Below are 15,395 nucleotides of genomic sequence, written 5' to 3' on the forward strand. Positions count from 1 at the left end.
TTTGAAGGACATCATCCATTTTTCGCATGCGAACGGCTTTCCGGCTTCCACTTACCGGACGATCTTCGCCGAGCTCGCGGACGACTACGAGTGGCGCTACATCGAGCGGATCGGCCACGACCGGCGCTTTCCGGTGACGCGCGATTGGCCGCACCTCGTCGAGCAACTGCTCGACGACATCGGCCGCGCGTACGAGCGGCCCGTATGGCTCGTCGGCCATTCGCTCGGCGGTTACCTGTCGCTGATGGCGGCGCTCAAGCGCCCGCAATGGGTGCGCGGCGTCGTGATGCTCGATTCGCCGGTGATTGCAGGCTGGCGCAGCAGCGCGCTGCGCGTGAGCCAATGGACGGGGCTCGACGAGCGCCTGTCGCCCGCCGCCGCGACGCGCAACCGCCGCGTCCATTGGGCGAGCCGCGACGACGCGTGGCGCCACTTCCGCGCGAAGCCGTCGTTCGCGCGCTGGGACGAGCGGATGCTGTCCGATTACATCGACTACGGCATTCCGCAGACGAGTGCGGCGGGCGAGCGCGCGCTCGCGTTCGATCGGCAGATCGAATACATGATCTACCGGACACTGCCGCACACGCTCGGCCCGCGCCTCGCGCGCGGCGCGCCCGTGCCGGTCGGCTTTCTCGCCGGCACGCGCTCGCGCGAGATCCGCCAGATCGGGCTCGCGGCGACGCAGCGCGCGGCGCACGGCCGGATCGAATGGCTCGAGGGCAGCCACCTCTTCCCGATGGAGCGCCCGCTCGAGACCGCGCGAGCGCTGCAGCGCATGCTCAACATGCTGCGTGCCGCGGAGGGCGGCGGCGCCGACGCGCGGCGCGGGTGATCGCGGCGGCGCGCGGCACGCATATGTCGCATATGCCGCGGCGCGCACCGACGGTCGATTGCGACGCCGGATGAGCCGCTGGGGCGGCGCACCGGATTCGCGTGGCGCGCGGTGCGACGCGCGGTGATACGCGGCATGCGGCGTGCGCGCCCCGCACGACGGCCGGGCGGCTGCCGGCGAGCTCGGAAAGGAGAAGGAAAGGGTGCGATCGAGCGTCGATTGCTGAGTGGCGCGCGGCCTTTACGGTATAATCCGTTTTTCCCGCGAGCATCCAGCGATGACCAAATATGTTTTCGTCACCGGCGGCGTAGTTTCTTCCCTCGGCAAGGGCATTGCCGCCGCTTCTCTCGCCGCGATCCTCGAATCGCGCGGCCTCAAAGTCACCCTCCTCAAACTCGATCCCTACATCAACGTCGACCCCGGCACGATGAGCCCGTTTCAGCACGGCGAAGTGTTCGTGACGGAAGACGGCGCGGAAACCGATCTGGACCTCGGCCACTATGAGCGCTTCATCAGCACGAAGATGCGCAAGGCCAACAATTTCACGACCGGTCAGATCTACGAATCGGTGATCCGCAAGGAGCGTCGCGGCGATTACCTCGGCAAGACCGTGCAGGTGATCCCGCACATCACGAACGAGATCCAGGCGTTCATCGAGCGCGGCGCCGCGTCGGCCACGTGCGGCGAGCCGGACGTCGCGATCGTCGAGATCGGCGGCACGGTGGGCGACATCGAGTCGCTGCCGTTCCTCGAGGCGGCGCGCCAGATGAGCCTGCGCCTCGGGCGCAACAGCGCATGTTTCGTTCACCTGACGCTCGTGCCGTTCATCGCGACGGCGGGCGAGCTGAAGACGAAACCGACCCAGCACAGCGTGCAGAAGCTGCGCGAGATCGGCATTTCGCCGCACGTGCTGCTTTGCCGCGCCGATCGCCCGATCCCCGACGACGAATCGAAGAAGATCTCGCTCTTCTCGAACGTGCCGGAAGACGCGGTGATCTCGGTGTGGGACGTCGACAGCATCTACAAGATCCCGCAGATGCTGCACGACCAAGGCCTCGACAAGATCATCTGCGAAGAGCTCAAGCTCGATCCGAAGCCGGCCGACCTGAGCATGTGGTCGGAGCTCGTCGATAAGCTTCAGAACCCGAAGCACGAGGTGACGATCGGAATGGTCGGCAAGTACGTCGACCTGACGGAGTCGTACAAGTCGCTGATCGAGGCGCTGCGCCATGCGTCGATCCACACGTCGACCAAGGTCAACATCGAGTACATCGATTCGGAAGAGCTCGAGACGAACGGCGCCGCGAGCCTCGCGCATCTGGACGCCGTGCTCGTGCCGGGCGGCTTCGGCCGGCGCGGCACCGAAGGCAAGATCGCCGCGATCCGCCATGCGCGCGAGGCGAAGGTGCCGTATCTCGGCATCTGCCTCGGGATGCAGCTCGCCGTCATCGAATTCGCGCGCGACGTCGTCGGCCTCGCGCGGGCGAACAGCACCGAGTTCGATCAGAACACGCCGGAGCGCGTCGTCGCGCTGATCACCGAGTGGTACGACCGCGAAGGCAAGGTCGAGAAGCGCACCGAGGATTCGGATCTCGGTGGCACGATGCGGCTCGGCTCGCAGCGCTGCCCGATCAAGGTGGGCACGCTCGCCGAGGAGATCTACGGCAAGGACGTGAACGAGCGCCACCGCCACCGCTACGAGGTCAACAATCGCTTCGTGCCGCAGCTCGAGGCGGGCGGCCTCGTGATCAGCGCGCGCACGCCGAGCGAGGATCTGCCGGAAATGATGGAGCTGCCGCGCACGATGCACCCTTGGTTCGTCGGCGTCCAGTTCCACCCGGAATTCACGTCGACGCCGCGTGACGGCCATCCGCTCTTCAAGTCGTTCGTCCAAGCCGCGCTCGCGTATCAGCAGTCGCGCGCCGGAGCGAAAGCATGAATCTCGCAGGGTTCGAAGTCGGGCTCGACAAGCCGTTCTTCCTGATCGCCGGCACGTGCGTCGTGGAATCGGAGCAGATGACGATCGACACGGCGGGCCGGCTGAAGGAAATCTGCGCGAAGCTCGGCGTGCCGTTCATCTACAAGTCGTCGTACGACAAAGCCAATCGCAGCTCGGGCAAGTCGTTTCGCGGGCTCGGGATGGACGAGGGCCTGCGGATTCTCGCCGAGGTGAAGCGGCAGCTGAACGTGCCGGTGCTGACCGACGTGCACGAGATCGACGAGATCGCGCAGGTGGCGGCCGCAGTCGATGTTCTTCAGACGCCCGCGTTCCTGTGCCGCCAGACCGACTTCATCCGCGCGTGCGCGCAATCGGGCAAGCCCGTGAACATCAAGAAGGGCCAGTTTCTCGCGCCGCACGACATGAAGAACGTGATCGACAAGGCGCGCGACGCCGCCCGCGAGGCGGGGCTGTCGGACGACCGCTTCATGGCGTGCGAGCGGGGCGTGTCGTTCGGCTACAACAACCTGGTGTCGGACATGCGTTCGCTCGCGATCATGCGCGAGACGGGCGCGCCCGTCGTGTTCGACGCGACCCACTCGGTGCAGTTGCCGGGCGGGCAGGGCACGAGCTCGGGCGGCCAGCGCGAGTTCGTGCCGGTGCTCGCGCGCGCGGCGGTGGCGACGGGCGTCGCGGGCCTGTTCATGGAGACGCATCCGAACCCGGCCGAGGCGAAGTCGGACGGCCCGAACGCGGTGCCGCTCGGCAGGATGGCCGCGCTGCTGGAGACGCTCGTCACGCTCGATCAGGCGGTGAAGCGCGCGCCGTTCCTGGAAAACGATTTCAATTGATGAACTCGGCGGCCGCGGCGCGCGTCAGTAGCAGGAGCGGCTGCCGCGCACGCATCGGCAGCCGTCGCTGAAGACAGAATCCGTCGTTATTTTCAGAGGAAACCATGAGTGCAATCGTAGACATCATCGGCCGCGAAATTCTGGATTCGCGCGGCAACCCTACCGTCGAATGCGACGTGCTGCTCGAATCGGGCACGATGGGCCGCGCGGCGGTGCCGTCGGGCGCATCGACCGGCTCGCGCGAGGCGATCGAGCTGCGCGACGGCGAAGCCGGCCGCTACAACGGCAAGGGCGTGCTGAAGGCGGTCGAGCACATCAACACCGAGATCTCCGAAGCGATCATGGGCCTCGATGCGTCCGAGCAGGCGTTCCTCGACAAGACGCTGCTCGAGCTCGACGGCACCGACAACAAGTCGCGCCTCGGCGCGAACGCGATGCTGGCCGTGTCGATGGCCGTCGCGAAGGCGGCCGCCGAGGAAGCCGGCCTGCCGCTGTACCGCTACTTCGGCGGCTCGGGCGCGATGCAGCTGCCGGTGCCGATGATGAACATCGTCAACGGCGGCGCGCACGCGAACAACAGCCTCGACATCCAGGAATTCATGATCGTCCCGGTCAGCCAGCCGACGTTCCGTGAAGCCCTGCGTTGCGGCGCCGAAGTGTTCCACGCGCTGAAGAAGATTCTCAGCGACCGCGGCATGAGCACGGCAGTCGGCGACGAAGGCGGCTTCGCGCCGAACTTCGGCAGCAACGACGAATGCCTGTCGACGATCCTGCAGGCGATCGAGAAGGCCGGCTACCGCGCGGGCGAAGACGTGCTGCTCGCGCTCGACTGCGCGGCCTCCGAGTTCTACCACGACGGCAAGTACCAGCTCGCGGGCGAAGGCCTGCAGCTGTCGTCGGCCGAATTCACCGACTACCTCGCGACGCTCGCCGACAAGTTCCCGATCGTGTCGATCGAGGACGGCATGCACGAAAGCGACTGGGACGGCTGGAAGCTGCTGACCGACCGTCTCGGCAAGAAGGTGCAGCTGGTCGGTGACGACCTGTTCGTCACGAACACGCGCATCCTGAAGGAAGGCATCGAGAAGGGCATCGCGAACTCGATCCTCATCAAGATCAACCAGATCGGCACGCTCACCGAAACGTTCGCGGCCATCGAGATGGCGAAGCGCGCCGGCTACACGGCCGTGATCTCGCACCGCTCGGGCGAAACGGAAGATTCGACGATCGCCGACATCGCGGTCGGCCTGAACGCCGGCCAGATCAAGACGGGCTCGCTGTCGCGCAGCGATCGCATTTCGAAGTACAACCAGCTGCTTCGCATCGAAGAGGATCTGGGCGACATCGCGAGCTACCCGGGCAAATCGGCGTTCTACAACCTGCGCTGACGTGCGCTGACGCGTTACTATCGCTCTTGTTCATCGATGATGACGCCGCTTCGCGATATCGTGAAGCGGCGCTTCTTATATCTGCGGCTTATTCATGCGGCTCGTTACCGTCGTTCTGATCGCTTTGCTGGTCGTGATTCAGTACCCGTTGTGGTGGGGGCATGGCGGCTGGCTGCGGGTGCATGAACTGCGGCAGCAGTTGAACGACCAGTTGCAGAAGAACGCCGACGCGAAGCTGCGCAACGAGCGGATCGCGGGCGAAGTGCAGGATTTGCAGAACGGCACGTCGGCGATCGAGGAACGCGCGCGCTACGAGATGGGCATGGTGAAGGACAGCGAGGTGTTCGTGCAGTTCGTGTCGCCGAATTCGCCGGCGCCGACGGCGCAGGGCAACGCGCAGCCGGCGGCGTCGACGCGCGGCGAGGTGTCGGCCGCGCCGGTGCGCGTCGTGCCGAATCCCGTGTCGCGCGCGAAGCCTGAAAAGCGGCACGGCGGCGACAAGGCCCACAAGCCCGCGCACGGCTGACGGGCGCGCCGTCGGGCTGCACGCCGAGCGCGCCGGATCGCGGTGCGGGCGATGCCGGCTCGGAGGTGCGGAGCGGTACGGTTTTCACGCAATCGAGATGCTTCGGAAAGCCTAGTAAAAAAGCGCGGTCTTGCGGCCGCGCTTTTTTGTTTCTCGTGGGTTCTTAATTCGCCGGAACTGCCGGAATTCGGCGTTTCACCACCACCAGCCCGGGTAGCCGTAGCTGAAGCCCGTGCCCCAGCCGTGTCCCCAGCCGCCGCCGTAGTAGCCGCCGTAATAGGTGATGGGCGGCGGATAGTAGTACGACCACGCGCGCGCCGCTTCGTCGGCCGCGATCGCCGCGTTCTGCTCGCGCAGCACTTGCCGGTCGATCTCGTCGTAGCGCTTGCGCTCGTCGGGCGTGAGCGTGTGCATCGTCGTGCCCGCTTGCTCGGGCAGACGGCTCAAGACGGTCATCGACGGCGGCGCGACGCATCCGCTCAGCGACGCGGCCGCAACGAGCGCCGCGAGCGGCGCGGCGCGAACGAGTATCGGTTTCATGCTACTGCCTCCTGGCTTGTGCCGGCGCCGTGCCCGCCGCACGGTGCGCGCGGCGCGTTGCCCGTGCGCGGGCGCCTCAGTGCTTCTGCGCAGCGGCGGGCGCGACGCCCGCACCGAGTTCGGATGTCGAGAATAGCTGCGTGACATCGACCGGATCAAATTCGTAACGCTGGTTGCAGAATTCGCAGTGAATTTCGACGTGGCCGCGCTCCTCGATCACGCCGTCGATTTCGACGCGCCCGAGCATGCGCAGCATCCCGCCGACCTTCTCGCGCGAGCACGTGCACTGGAAGCGCGTGGCGGTCGGTTCGAAGTGCTGCACATTCTCCTGCCAGAACAGACGCCGAAACACGGTCGCGGGTTCCACTTCGAGCAGTTCTTTCGGCGACAGCGTGCCGCCGAGCGTGCAGACGCGCTCCCACGTGTCCTCGTCGGTTTCCTCCACGCGCGGCACGATGCCGCCGTCGCCCGGCAGCTTCTGCAGCAGCACGCCGACCGCGCGATCGTGATCGGCCGCGAGCCAGAGGCGCGTGTCGAGCTGCTCGGAGTGCCGCATGTAATGCTCGAGCACGTCGGCGATCGACGCGAGCGGGCCGTCCTCGCCGTTCAGCGGCACGATGCCCTGATACGGCTGCTGGCCCGGCCGCTTGTCGGCCGGATCGAGCGTGATCACGCAGCGGCCGTGGCCGCTCGCGTTGATCAGCTCGGCGAACGAAGTGCCGTCGCCGACGCTCTGCGCGGCGTTGCCCGAGAACTTCGCGGTCGCGCGCATCGCGAGATCCGAGCTGCACTGCACGACGAGCATCTTCACCGGGCCGTCGCCGAAGATCTGCATGATGAGCGTGCCGTCGAACTTCAGGTTCGCCGACAGCAGCGCGCACGCCGCCATCATTTCGCCGAGCACGTTGCGCACGGGCATCGGATAATCGCGGCGCGTGAGCACCTCCTGCCACGTGTTGCGCAGCGAGACGATCTCGCCGCGCACCGGGGCCGCGTTGAACATGAATTTCTGTAACTGGTCGCTCACTTTTTTCCCTTGACGATCAAACGGCTCGCGCGCGGCGGATCAGCCGATCCGCACGAGCTGCTCCTTGAAATACGCGCGCCGCATCGCGTAGCTCTTCGTGTTCATGTGCATCCGCGCGATGTCCTCGTCGGACAGCGTACGCACGACCTTCGCCGGCGCGCCGAGAATCAGCGAATTGTCCGGAAACGTCTTGCCCTCGGTGATCACCGCGCCGGCGCCGACGAGACAGTTGCGGCCGATCACCGCGCGATTCAAGATCACCGCCTGGATGCCGATCAGCGAGCCTTCGCCGATCGTGCAGCCGTGCAGCATCGCCTGATGGCCGACCGTCACGTTCGGCGCGATCGTGAGCGGGCATCCCGGGTCGGTGTGCAGCACCGCGCCTTCCTGCACGTTGCTGCCCGCGCCGACCGTGATCGGCTCGTTGTCGCCGCGGATCGTCGCGCCGAACCACACGCTCGCGTTCTCTTCGAGCACGACCTTGCCGACGATCGACGCGCTGTCCGCGACGAACACGCTTTCGTGGATGGACGGGGCGTTGTCGCCGAGCTTGTAGATGGTCACGATGTCTCCCTTGGGGCTTGTCTGGGCGGCCGGTACAATGGCGCGCGGTTGTGTCGCGCTTGGATGCGGCGCGATCGAATCCTTTATTGTAAACGGTTGTCCCGGCCGTTCGCGCGCGTGCCGCGCGGGCGCGTCGCCTTCTCATGCCACACGTGCCGATTTCGTCGCCCGAACCCTTGCGCTGCGCGCGCAGCGACGCGCTTACCGCGCTTTGCGAGCCCGATCCCGTGCGCAAGGCCGCGCTCGTCGCCGAGTTGCGCGCGGCGCTCGCCGACGGCCGCGCGGCGGCCTGGCCCGAGCGCGAGCTGAGCGCGCCCGGGGGCGGCCTGCCCGGGCGGCCCGCGCGCCCGGCGCTCGTCGAGCCGCGCCGGCTCGAGCGGCGCAGCATGCGTTCGCCGCAAGGGCGCGCGGTGCTGTTGCACGCGCTCGCGCATATCGAGTTCAACGCGATCAATCTCGCGCTTGACGCAGTGTGGCGCTTCGCGCAGATGCCCGCGGCGTTCTATGCGGACTGGCTGAAGGTCGCGGCCGAGGAGGCGCATCACTATTCGCTGCTCGCCGCGCGCCTTGCCGAATTCGGCCATGCGTACGGCGATTTTCCCGCGCACGACGGCCTGTGGGAGATGTGCGAGCGCACGGCAGGCGACGTGCTCGCGCGGATGGCGCTCGTGCCGCGCACGCTCGAGGCGCGCGGGCTCGATGCGTCGCCGCCGATCCGCGCACGGCTTCAGCAAGCGGGCGACGATGCGTCTGCGGCGATTCTCGACGTGATCCTGCGCGACGAGATCGGCCACGTGTGGATCGGCAATCGGTGGTTTCGCCATCTGTGCGACGAGGCGGGGCTCGATCCGCGTGCGGCCTACGAACGGCTCGCTGCGCAGTACCGTGCGCCGCGGTTGCGCGGCCCGTTCAATTTCGATGCCCGCCGCGCCGCGGGATTCGACGACGACGAATTGAACGCGCTCGTCGCGCAGGACATCGAGCCGAAGGCATGACGGGCTCGCGCTGCGTGTGCGGCCGTGGTCCGGCGGCCGCGCGTGCGCCGTGAGCGGGACGGCAGGTCGACAGGACCGGCGGGCGGATCGGGAGGGGCGGTCGCCGGGTGACGCGGTGACGCGGTGATCGGCGCGTCGAAGCTGTCGTGCGATCTGTGCGCCTCGCTCGCCAAACCGGGGCGTGAGCGCGCCACGATCGGTATCCGCCGATCAACGTTGGCGGTCGGAGATGCCGCCGTTGCTCAACCCGGCGAGTCGCGACGAATTCGAATTGCGGCGAATCGCGGTGAATCGCGACGGTTTTCGACGATTGGTGCCGATTCGGGCCGATTCGTGGCGGTTTGCGCGGTTCCTCTGGATCTGCCCCTCAATTGAGCGCCCGCTGCAGCCGCTCGGCTTACCTAGAGAAGTGCCTCGACACGCACGCCGACTTGACCCCCGGCCGACGCCAGGTGAGCCGGATCGATATAATCGAACGGTCATTCTTTTTTGGCGGCTGCGATGCATTCCACTCAATCTGTCTCCGATTTCGTCACGGTTCGCGGCGTGAAACTGCATGTGCGCCGCTGGGGGCGGCCCGATGCGCCGACGCTCTACATGTTGCACGGCTGGATGGACGTCGCGGCGTCGTTTCAGTTCGTCGTCGACGCGCTCGCGGGCGACTGGCAGGTGATCGCCCCCGATGCGCGCGGCTTCGGGCTGTCCGATTGGCCGGTCGCCGCGCAGGGCGGCGGCCATTACTGGTTCCACGAATACCTGGCGGACCTCGATGCGCTGATCGACCACTACACGCCCGACGGCGAAGTCAATCTAATCGGCCACAGCATGGGGGCGAACGTCGTTTGCCTGTACGCGGGCGCGCGGCCGCAGCGGGTGCGGCGGGTCGTCGATCTGGAGGGATTCGGGCTCGCGCCCGCGCGCGTCGAGCAGGCGCCGCGGCGCGTCGGGCAATGGCTCGACGAGCTACGCACGCCGCCGACGCTCAAGCGCTACGCGTCGCTCGAGGACGTCGCCGCGCGCCTCGTCAAGACCAATCCGCGCCTCGAGCCGCGCCGCGCGGCGTTTCTTGCCGAGCATTGGTCGATGCGCGATGCGCACGGTCAATACCAGCTGCTCGCCGATCCCGCGCACAAGCTGCGCGGCCCGCTGCTGTACCGGCTCGACGAGGTGATGGCGATCTGGTCGAAGGTGCGCGCGAAGGTGCTGCACGTCGAGGCGGTCGATTCGCCGACGCTGGCGTTTCTCGCGGGCGAGATTCCGATTCCCGAATTCAAGGCGCGTTTTGCGGCGTTCGCCGACTGGCGCGAAAAACTCGTCGAGGATGCGGGGCACATGGTCCATCACGACCAGCCGGAACAGATCGCGGCGCTGATCGAGGCGTTTTGCGCGTGAGCTGACATCGGGATCGCCGCTCCGGCTCGGCGACAAGTCGACCAATCAGCCAATCGGCCAATCGGCCAATCGGCGAAAGGAGATACGCGAAACGCGAGAGAGCACCGAGGCAAGGCCCCGGAATCGGCCGCGGCCCCGTCCATTGGCATCGGGGGCGCATTCGGCGAATTTGCGCATTGCAGTAGAATGAACGCTTAGTCTCCGATGCCCACGATGAACGCCGATCTCCACTGCCATTCGAACGTCTCCGACGGTCAGCTTTCTCCCGCCGACGTCGCGCGTCGCGCGCATGCGGGCGGCGTCACGCTGTGGGCGCTGACGGATCACGACGAGGTCGGCGGCCAGCGCGCCGCGCGCGAAACCGCCGAGGCGCTCGGCATGCGCTATCTGCACGGTGTCGAGATTTCGGTGACGTGGGCGTCGCGCACCGTGCACATCGTCGGCCTGAACATCGATCCGGAGAACCGCACGCTCGTCGATGGCCTTTACCGCACGCGCAACGGCCGCGCGGCGCGCGCAATGGCGATCGGCGACGCGCTCGCGGCGCTCGGCATCGAAGGCGCTTACGAAGGCGCGCTCGCATACGCGTCGAATCCCGATCTGATCTCGCGCACCCACTTCGCACGCTTTCTCGTCGACAACGGGCATGCGGCGTCGATTCCCGACGTGTTCGACCGCTATCTCGGCGACGGCAAGCCAGGCTACGTCGCGCACCGCTGGGCGAAGCTGTCCGACGCCGTCACGTGGATTCGGCAGGCGGGCGGCGAGGCGGTCGTCGCGCATCCGGGCCGCTATGCGTATACGCCCGTCGAATTCGACGCGTTCTTCGCCGAATTCATCGATTTGGGCGGCGTCGCGATCGAGGTCGTGACGGGCAGCCACACGCTCGACCAGTACCGCGAATACGCCGACGTCGCGCGGCGCTTCGGCTTCGAGGCGTCGCGCGGCTCCGATTTCCACGCGCCGGGCGAAGGGCGCACCGAGCTCGGCAGCCTGCCGCCGCTGCCGTCCGATCTCAAACCCGTCTGGGAGCGCTGGCTGTAGCGGCGTCCGCCGGCGGCGCGTCCGGCCGCGGGCCGGCGTGCGCGCCGAACCATACTCTTTGTCCCCATGTCCCAATTCTTCAGGATTCATCCGGATAATCCGCAGCCGCGCCTCGTCAAGCAGGCGGCCGAAATCGTGCGGGGCGGCGGCGTGATCGCGCTGCCGACCGATTCGAGCTATGCGCTCGCGTGCCATCTCGACGACAAGGACGCGGTCGAGCGCGTGCGCCGCATCCGCGGGCTCGACGAGAAGCAGCATCTGTCGCTGCTCGTGCGCGATCTGTCCGAGCTCGCGACGTTCGCGATGGTCGACAACCGGCAATACCGGCTGATCAAGTCGGTGACGCCGGGGCCGTACGTGTTCATCCTGCAGGCGACGAAGGAAGTGCCGCGGCGGCTGTCGCACCCGTCGCGCAAGACGATCGGGCTGCGCGTGCCCGCGCATGCGATCACGCTCGCGCTGCTCGAGACGCTCGGCCAGCCGCTCCTCGGCACGACGCTGATCCTGCCGCCCGACGACGAGCCGCTCAACGAGCCCGAAGAAATCCGCGTGCGCCTCGAAAAGCAGGTCGACCTCGTGATCGACGGCGGCGCGTGTCCGCGCGAGCCGTCGACGGTGATCGACCTGACGGGCGACGCGCCGCAGCTCGTGCGGGCCGGCCGCGGGCCGCTCGAGCCGTTCGGCCTCGCCGCGTGAGCGCAGCCGCGCCGTCCCGGCGCACCGGAGCGGCCGCCGTTGCGGTCCGCATGCACGCGCGTCGTTCGCGCGTTTCCCGCTTGTTACAATAGCGCGCTATGAATGCTTCTTCCCTGATACAGACAATCGCCGTCTATGCGCTGCCCGTGATCTTCGCGATCACGCTGCACGAGGCCGCCCACGGCTACGTCGCTCGCCTGCTCGGCGACAACACCGCTTACATGATGGGCCGCGTGTCGTTCAACCCGATGCGCCACATCGATCCGTTCGGCACGATCGTGATTCCGCTCGTGCTGTACTTCCTGACGAGCGGGGCGTTCCTGTTCGGCTACGCGAAGCCCGTGCCCGTCACGTTCCGCAATCTGCGCAACCCGCGCTGGGGCAGCCTGTGGGTCGCGCTCGCGGGGCCGGGCTGCAACTTCGTCCAGGCGCTGATCTGGGGCTTCGTGAGCATCGGCCTCGCCGCGCTCGCGATCGACGAGCCGTTCTTCACGCGCATGGCGGGCGCGGGCGTCGGCGTCAATCTGGTGCTCGCGGTGCTGAACCTCTTTCCGCTGCCGCCCCTCGACGGCGGGCGCGTGCTCGCGGCGCTGCTGCCGCCGAAGCAATCGATCGCGCTGTCGCGGCTCGAGCCGTACGGCTTTTTCATCGTGCTCGCGCTCGTCGCGACGGGCCTTCTGACGAAATTGTGGCTCAGGCCGCTGGTGGGCGCCGGCTACGCCGTCGTGACGGCCATCCTGACTCCTTTCGCCTCGCTTTTCTAACGACAATCATGTTCCCAGACCGTATCTTTTCCGGCATGCGACCCACCGGGTCGCTCCACCTCGGCCACTATCACGGCGTGCTGAAGAACTGGGTCAAGCTGCAGTCCGAGTACCCGTGTTTCTTCTGCGTCGTCGATTGGCATGCGCTGACGACGCACTACGAAACGCCCGAGGTGATCGAGAAGAACGTCTGGGACGTGCTGATCGACTGGCTCGCGTCCGGCATCGACCCGGCGCAGGCGACGCTCTTCATCCAGAGCAAGGTGCCCGAGCATGCCGAGCTCGCGCTGCTGCTCGGGATGAGCACGCCGCTCGGCTGGCTCGAGCGCGTGCCGACCTACAAGGAGCAGATCGAGAAGCTGAAGGACAAGGATCTGTCGACGTACGGCTTCCTCGGCTACCCGGTGCTGATGGCGGCCGACATCCTGCTTTATCGCGGCTCGCTCGTGCCGGTCGGCGAGGATCAGGTGCCGCACGTCGAGATGACGCGCGAGATCGCGCGCCGCTTCAATTACCTGTACGGCCGCGAGCCGGGCTTCGAGGAGAAGGCGCTCGAAGCGGCGAAGAAGCTGGGCGGCAAGCGCGCGAAGCTCTATCACGAGCTGCGCAACGCCTATCAGCAGGAAGGCGACGACGAGGCGCTCGAACAGGCGCGCGCGATGCTGCAGGAATCGCAGAGCCTGTCGATGAGCGACCGCGAGCGCCTGTTCGGCTATCTCGAAGGCGCACGCAAGATCATCCTCGTCGAGCCGCAGGCGCTCCTCACCGCGGCGTCTCGGATGCCCGGCCTCGACGGGCAGAAGATGTCGAAGTCGTACGGCAACACGATCGGCCTGCGCGAGGACGCGGAGACGATCACGAAGAAAGTCCGCACGATGCCGACCGATCCGGCGCGCGTGCGCCGCACCGATCCGGGCGATCCGGACAAGTGCCCGGTGTGGCAGCTGCACCAGGTCTATACGGACGAAGCGACGCACGAGTGGGTGCAGAAGGGCTGCCGCTCGGCGGGCATCGGCTGCCTCGACTGCAAGCAACCGGTGGTCGAAGGGATTTTGCGCGAACAGCAGCCGATGCTCGAGCGCGCTCAGAAGTACATGGACGATCCGTCGCTGCTGCGCGCGATCGTCGCGGACGGCTGCGACAAGGCGCGCAAGCACGCGGTCGAGACGATGCGCGACGTGCGCGAGGCGATGGGGCTCGCGTACAGTTGAAGACGCTGACGATCGCGGTAGACGGCGCGCCGAGCGCGGCGGCGCACGGCGCGGCGGCCGAGGCGTCCGCGTGGATACGCAAGTGGTCGCATCTCGTGCCGGCGGGCGGCACGGTGCTCGATGTCGCCGCGGGCCACGGCCGCCACGCGCGCTGGTTCGCCGAACGCGGCCATCCGGTGTGCGCGCTCGAGCGGGAGCCGGCCGCACTCGCGTCGCTCGGCGCGCTGCCGGGCGTCGCCGAGCAGGCGGCCGATCTCGAAGCCGCGCCGTGGCCGCTTGCCGGCGACGCGCGCTTCGCCGCGGTCGTCGTGACGAATTATCTGCATCGTCCGCTGCTGCCGCGTCTCGTCGCCGCAGTCGCGCCGGGCGGCGTGCTGTTGTACGAGACGTTCGCGCAAGGCAACCAAACGGTCGGCAAACCGTCCAATCCGGCGTTTCTGCTCGCGCCGGGCGAGTTGCTCGGCGCGGTGCGCGGGCAGTTGCGCGTCGTCGCGTTCGAGGACGGGTTCGCCGCCACGCCGCGCGACGCATTCGTCCAACGAATCTGCGCGGTGCGCGAGCGCGCCGCGGCGGAAGAAGGGGCGGGATATCCGCGTTACGGACTGGCAGGCTAATCCGCTACAATCGACATTTACCGATTTTTCATCGCGTTTGTTTCATGGCTAACGGCACTCAAGACGGCATTCAAATCCGCGGCAGCGTCCCCGCGATCGTCACCCCGATGCTCGAGGACGGCGGCCTCGATCTGGCGGCCTTCCGCAAGCTGATCGACTGGCATATCGAAGAGGGGACGGATGCCCTCGTCGTGGTCGGCACGAGCGGCGAATCGGCGACGCTTTCCGTCGACGAGCACGTCCTCATGATCGAAACCGCGGTCAAGCATGCGGCGAAGCGGATTCCGATCGTCGCGGGCGCGGGCGGCAATTCGACGGCCGAGGCGATCGAGCTGTCGAAGCACGCGAAGGCGGTGGGCGCCGACGCGACGCTGCAGGTGGTGCCGTATTACAACAAGCCGACGCAGGAAGGGATGTACCGCCACTTCAAGGCGATCGCCGAAGCGGTCGACTTGCCGGTGATTCTCTACAACGTGCCGGGGCGCACGGTCGCGGACATGTCGAACGAGACGATCCTGCGGCTCGCGCAGGTGCCGGGCATCATCGGCGTGAAGGACGCGACGGGCAACATCGATCGCGCCGCGCAGCTGATCAACGCGGCGCCCGCGAACTTCTCGATCTACAGCGGCGACGATCCGACCGCGATCGCGCTGATGCTCCTCGGCGGCCACGGCAACATCTCGGTGACGGCGAACGTCGCGCCGCGCGCGATGAGCGAACTGTGCCGCGCGGCGATTGCCGCCGACGCGAAGGCGGCGCGCGAGATTCATATGAAGCTCCTGTCGCTGCACAAGAATCTGTTCATCGAGGCGAACCCGATTCCGGTGAAGTGGGCGCTGCAGCAGATGGGCAAGATCGCAGGCGGCATCCGCCTGCCGCTTACGCCGCTTGACGAGCGCTGCCACGAAGCCGTGCGCGGCGCGCTTCGCGAGGCCGGCCTCCTGTGAGGCCCAACGCGGCCGCCCGTGCGGCCGCGCCGCATCCCGATCGATCCGACCCGACCCGGCCGCTC

16 protein-coding genes are annotated in these 15,395 nt (G+C 67.3%); 13 read left to right on the forward strand and 3 right to left on the reverse strand.

Going from position 1 to position 15,395, the window contains the following annotated elements; translation table 11 throughout:
• Position 1: 1 nt before the first annotated feature.
• The 5 genes from WT60_RS07905 (at position 2) to ftsB (ending at position 5,536) form a co-directional block, all read left to right on the forward strand.
• A complete protein-coding gene (locus tag WT60_RS07905; protein WP_059577194.1) occupies positions 2 to 832 on the forward strand; it encodes an alpha/beta hydrolase in 831 nt (276 codons plus the stop codon).
• Between the two features lie 277 nt (positions 833 to 1,109).
• Positions 1,110 to 2,771 carry a CTP synthase gene (locus WT60_RS07915; RefSeq protein WP_038750462.1) on the forward strand — a complete coding sequence of 554 codons (1,662 nt, stop codon included), beginning with the start codon at positions 1,110 to 1,112 and terminating at the stop codon, positions 2,769 to 2,771.
• On the forward strand, positions 2,768 to 3,622 hold the full coding sequence (kdsA, locus tag WT60_RS07920; RefSeq protein ID WP_038750459.1) for a 3-deoxy-8-phosphooctulonate synthase: 855 nt from the start codon (positions 2,768 to 2,770) through the stop codon (positions 3,620 to 3,622). Before WT60_RS07915 ends, kdsA begins: the two co-directional genes overlap by 4 nt.
• A 104-nt stretch (positions 3,623 to 3,726) precedes the next feature.
• A complete protein-coding gene (gene eno / locus WT60_RS07925; protein ID WP_006478406.1) occupies positions 3,727 to 5,010 on the forward strand; it encodes a phosphopyruvate hydratase in 1,284 nt (427 codons plus the stop codon).
• Between the two features lie 94 nt (positions 5,011 to 5,104).
• The gene (gene ftsB / locus WT60_RS07930; protein ID WP_038750455.1) at positions 5,105 to 5,536 is read left to right on the forward strand and encodes a cell division protein FtsB; all 432 of its coding nucleotides are present in this window, start codon (positions 5,105 to 5,107) and stop codon (positions 5,534 to 5,536) included.
• 195 nt (positions 5,537 to 5,731) lie between these two features.
• Here the strand turns inward: ftsB and WT60_RS07935 are convergent, their stop codons facing one another.
• The 3 genes from WT60_RS07935 to WT60_RS07945 form a co-directional block, all read right to left on the reverse strand.
• Positions 5,732 to 6,076, reverse strand: coding sequence for a hypothetical protein (locus WT60_RS07935; RefSeq protein ID WP_038750452.1), 345 nt, complete (start codon positions 6,074 to 6,076; stop codon positions 5,732 to 5,734).
• Between the two features lie 76 nt (positions 6,077 to 6,152).
• Positions 6,153 to 7,103: an Hsp33 family molecular chaperone HslO gene (gene hslO, locus WT60_RS07940; RefSeq protein ID WP_038750451.1), complete on the reverse strand. Its 951-nt coding sequence runs from the start codon at positions 7,101 to 7,103 to the stop codon at positions 6,153 to 6,155.
• 39 nt (positions 7,104 to 7,142) lie between these two features.
• A complete protein-coding gene (locus tag WT60_RS07945; protein ID WP_038750448.1) occupies positions 7,143 to 7,667 on the reverse strand; it encodes a gamma carbonic anhydrase family protein in 525 nt (174 codons plus the stop codon).
• A 176-nt stretch (positions 7,668 to 7,843) separates the two neighbouring features.
• Here WT60_RS07945 and WT60_RS07950 point away from each other — a divergent pair, with 176 nt between their 5' ends.
• The 8 genes from WT60_RS07950 to dapA all read left to right on the forward strand — a co-directional run bounded on the left by WT60_RS07950 (position 7,844) and on the right by dapA (position 15,330).
• Positions 7,844 to 8,662: a ferritin-like domain-containing protein gene (locus WT60_RS07950; protein WP_060355405.1), complete on the forward strand. Its 819-nt coding sequence runs from the start codon at positions 7,844 to 7,846 to the stop codon at positions 8,660 to 8,662.
• Positions 8,663 to 9,163: 501 nt separating this feature from the next.
• Positions 9,164 to 10,054: an alpha/beta hydrolase gene (locus tag WT60_RS07960; protein ID WP_038750442.1), complete on the forward strand. Its 891-nt coding sequence runs from the start codon at positions 9,164 to 9,166 to the stop codon at positions 10,052 to 10,054.
• 213 nt (positions 10,055 to 10,267) lie between these two features.
• Positions 10,268 to 11,098, forward strand: a complete 831-nt coding sequence (locus WT60_RS07965; protein WP_060355419.1) for a 3',5'-nucleoside bisphosphate phosphatase — start codon at positions 10,268 to 10,270, stop codon at positions 11,096 to 11,098.
• A gap of 66 nt (positions 11,099 to 11,164) precedes the next feature.
• The gene (locus WT60_RS07970; RefSeq protein ID WP_038750439.1) at positions 11,165 to 11,794 is read left to right on the forward strand and encodes an L-threonylcarbamoyladenylate synthase; all 630 of its coding nucleotides are present in this window, start codon (positions 11,165 to 11,167) and stop codon (positions 11,792 to 11,794) included.
• A gap of 98 nt (positions 11,795 to 11,892) precedes the next feature.
• Positions 11,893 to 12,558, forward strand: coding sequence for a site-2 protease family protein (locus tag WT60_RS07975; protein ID WP_038750436.1), 666 nt, complete (start codon positions 11,893 to 11,895; stop codon positions 12,556 to 12,558).
• Positions 12,559 to 12,566: 8 nt separating this feature from the next.
• Positions 12,567 to 13,769, forward strand: coding sequence for a tryptophan--tRNA ligase (locus WT60_RS07980; RefSeq protein ID WP_038750434.1), 1,203 nt, complete (start codon positions 12,567 to 12,569; stop codon positions 13,767 to 13,769).
• On the forward strand, positions 13,766 to 14,383 hold the full coding sequence (locus WT60_RS07985) for a class I SAM-dependent methyltransferase (protein WP_060355406.1): 618 nt from the start codon (positions 13,766 to 13,768) through the stop codon (positions 14,381 to 14,383). Before WT60_RS07980 ends, WT60_RS07985 begins: the two co-directional genes overlap by 4 nt.
• Before the next feature lie 44 nt (positions 14,384 to 14,427).
• On the forward strand, positions 14,428 to 15,330 hold the full coding sequence (gene dapA, locus WT60_RS07990; RefSeq protein ID WP_060355407.1) for a 4-hydroxy-tetrahydrodipicolinate synthase: 903 nt from the start codon (positions 14,428 to 14,430) through the stop codon (positions 15,328 to 15,330).
• Positions 15,331 to 15,395: the final 65 nt, after the last annotated feature.

Source organism: Burkholderia sp. MSMB617WGS (assembly GCF_001532025.2).
Lineage (GTDB): Bacteria > Pseudomonadota > Gammaproteobacteria > Burkholderiales > Burkholderiaceae > Burkholderia > Burkholderia savannae.